The sequence below is a fragment of the Paraburkholderia sp. BR10954 genome (genome assembly GCF_040965775.1).
Taxonomy (GTDB): Bacteria; Pseudomonadota; Gammaproteobacteria; order Burkholderiales; family Burkholderiaceae; genus Paraburkholderia; species Paraburkholderia youngii.
The window spans coordinates 1-255 of sequence record NZ_JBFRCK010000305.1 but is presented as its reverse complement, the minus strand read 5'-3'; the positions used below and the strand labels follow the sequence as shown (position 1 = coordinate 255).

Annotated in this window: 1 rRNA gene; it reads right to left on the bottom strand. The window is 56.5% G+C overall.

Annotated features, from left to right (window positions below):
• Nucleotides 1–255: ribosomal RNA gene (locus AB4Y34_RS42350) — 16S ribosomal RNA — on the bottom strand; the annotation flags it as partial.

Sequence of the window (255 nt, the reverse complement as noted above, 5' to 3'; positions counted from 1 at the left end):
GTATTCACCGCGGCATGCTGATCCGCGATTACTAGCGATTCCAGCTTCACGCACTCGAGTTGCAGAGTGCGATCCGGACTACGATCGGTTTTCTGGGATTGGCTCCACCTCGCGGCTTGGCAACCCTTTGTTCCGACCATTGTATGACGTGTGAAGCCCTACCCATAAGGGCCATGAGGACTTGACGTCATCCCCACCTTCCTCCGGTTTGTCACCGGCAGTCTCCCTGGAGTGCTCTTGCGTAGCAACTAGGGA